The 2,500-nt window shown below is 54.1% G+C and carries 1 tRNA gene and 2 rRNA genes (1 of these 3 cut by a window edge); all 3 read left to right on the top strand.

The features are described 5' to 3' along the window. Positions 1-1,923 (top strand): 23S ribosomal RNA (locus AC2FLB_RS20715) (it extends 905 nt beyond the left edge of the window). A 182-nt stretch (positions 1,924-2,105) separates the two neighbouring features. Beyond that, positions 2,106-2,220: ribosomal RNA gene (rrf, locus tag AC2FLB_RS20710) — 5S ribosomal RNA — on the top strand. Positions 2,221-2,307: 87 nt separating this feature from the next. After that, a tRNA-Met gene (locus AC2FLB_RS20705) sits at positions 2,308-2,384 on the top strand. Positions 2,385-2,500 lie beyond the last annotated feature (116 nt).

The raw sequence follows: 2,500 nt of genomic DNA, 5'->3' as shown, positions 1-2,500 counted from the left end.
CCCCACAGGCTTACTGATCCTAACCAAACTCCGAATACCCGGGAGTACTAGATGGCAGACACACTGCGGATGCTAACGTCCGTAGTGGAGAGGGAAACAACCCTGACCTACAGCTAAGGCCCCCAATTCATGGCTAAGTGGGAAAGCAGGTGGGACGACCAAAACAACCAGGAGGTTGGCTTAGAAGCAGCCATCCTTTAAAGATAGCGTAACAGCTCACTGGTCTAAATAAGTTGTCCTGCGGCGAAGATGTAACGGGGCTCAAGCCATGAGCCGAAGCTTAGGATGCCGTAAGGCATGGTAGCAGAGCGTAGTGTGACATAGTCTCATTCCTCCTTCACGTCTTCGGGCGTATTGGAGGAGAGAGGCTTTCGATGAAGCCGGCGCGTGAGCGATCCGGTGGAGAGATCACTAGTGAGAATGATGACATGAGTAGCGACAAAGAGTGTGAGAGACACTCTCGCCGAAAGTCCAAGGGTTCCTGCTTAAAGCTAATCTGAGCAGGGTAAGCCGGCCCCTAAGCCGAGGCCGAAAGGCGTAGGCGATGGGAACTAGGTTAATATTCCTAGGCCGTGGAGTGGTGACGGATCTCAGAGGTAGTTCATCCTTATCGGATTGAATGGGCTGCTGAGAGGTTCCTGGAAATAGCCCTCCTATAAGACCGTACCCTAAACCGACACAGGTGGACTGGTAGAGAATACCAAGGCGCTTGAGAGAACGATGTTGAAGGAACTCGGCAAAATACCTCCGTAAGTTCGCGAGAAGGAGGCCCGGTTCCTAGGCAACTAGGGGCTGGGGGCACAAACCAGGGGGTGGCGACTGTTTATTAAAAACACAGGGCTCTGCGAAGTCGCAAGACGACGTATAGGGTCTGACGCCTGCCCGGTGCCTGAAGGTTAAAAGGAGAGGTGAGAGCCTTGAATTGAAGCCCAGGTAAACGGCGGCCGTAACTATAACGGTCCTAAGGTAGCGAAATTCCTTGTCGGGTAAGTTCCGACCTGCACGAATGGCGTAACGACTTCCCCGCTGTCTCCAACATCGACTCAGCGAAATTGAATTGCCTGTCAAGATGCAGGCTTCCCGCGGTTAGACGGAAAGACCCCGTGCACCTTTACTACAGCTTCGCACTGGCATCAGGATTGTGATGTGCAGGATAGGTGGTGGGCTTTGAAGCAGAGACGCAAGTCTCTGTGGAGCCTCCCTTGAGATACCACCCTTCGCACTCTTGATGTCTAACCGCGGTCCGTTATCCGGATCCGGGACCCTGCGTGGCGGGTAGTTTGACTGGGGCGGTCGCCTCCTAAAGCGTAACGGAGGCGCGCGAAGGTTGGCTCAGAGCGGTCGGAAATCGCTCGTTGAGTGCAATGGCAGAAGCCAGCCTGACTGCGAGACTGACAAGTCGAGCAGAGTCGAAAGACGGCCATAGTGATCCGGTGGTCCCGAGTGGAAGGGCCATCGCTCAACGGATAAAAGGTACGCCGGGGATAACAGGCTGATACTGCCCAAGAGTCCATATCGACGGCAGTGTTTGGCACCTCGATGTCGGCTCATCTCATCCTGGGGCTGGAGCAGGTCCCAAGGGTACGGCTGTTCGCCGTTTAAAGAGGTACGTGAGCTGGGTTTAGAACGTCGTGAGACAGTTCGGTCCCTATCTGCCGTGGGTGTAGGAGACTTGAGAGGAGTTGCCCCTAGTACGAGAGGACCGGGGTGAACGATCCACTGGTGGACCTGTTGTTGCGCCAGCAGCAGTGCAGGGTAGCTATGATCGGACAGGATAACCGCTGAAGGCATCTAAGCGGGAAGCCCCCCTCAAAACAAGGTCTCCCTGAGGGCCGTGGAAGACCACCACGTCAATAGGCCGGAGATGTAAGCGCAGTAATGCGTTCAGTTGACCGGTACTAATCGCCCGATAGGCTTGATTTGATCCAGTAATGGAAAGACAAATCAAAAACATACACACCTTAGACTAACGATGGCTGTGTCGCGCCAAGCGGCACTGTTGATTGATTACACTACCGAGTGGCAACGCGCCTTTTGCACGCAAAAGACGCTGCCTGCCACCCGTCGCGCTTGCTACGCAAGTCGCAACGTGGGATTTTCCTCGGTTTGGTGGTCATAGCGCAAGTGAAACACCCGGTCCCATCCCGAACCCGGAAGTTAAGCACTGCCGCGCCAATGGTACTTGGGCTTAAGCCCCGGGAGAGTAGGTCACCGCCAAACCTAGAAAAATCCCAATTCTCTCTAAATGATACAATTACTTATTCGACCCCGGCCTCAAGTAGCGAAAGCGATAGGCCAACCTAGTGTCGCGGGATGGAGCAGCCCGGTAGCTCGTCAGGCTCATAACCTGAAGGTCGTAGGTTCAAATCCTACTCCCGCAACCAGGTCGAATAATATCAACACAGCCCGTTCAGACTACAATTGATCCACTGGATCAATTGCTAACCTCTTCAACTCGTCAGGCTCATAACCTGAAGGCCAAAGGTTCAAACCCTACTCC

It is taken from the genome of Ruegeria sp. CDSA236 (genome assembly GCF_059611285.1).
This window is presented reverse-complemented; position numbering and strand designations above follow the sequence as displayed.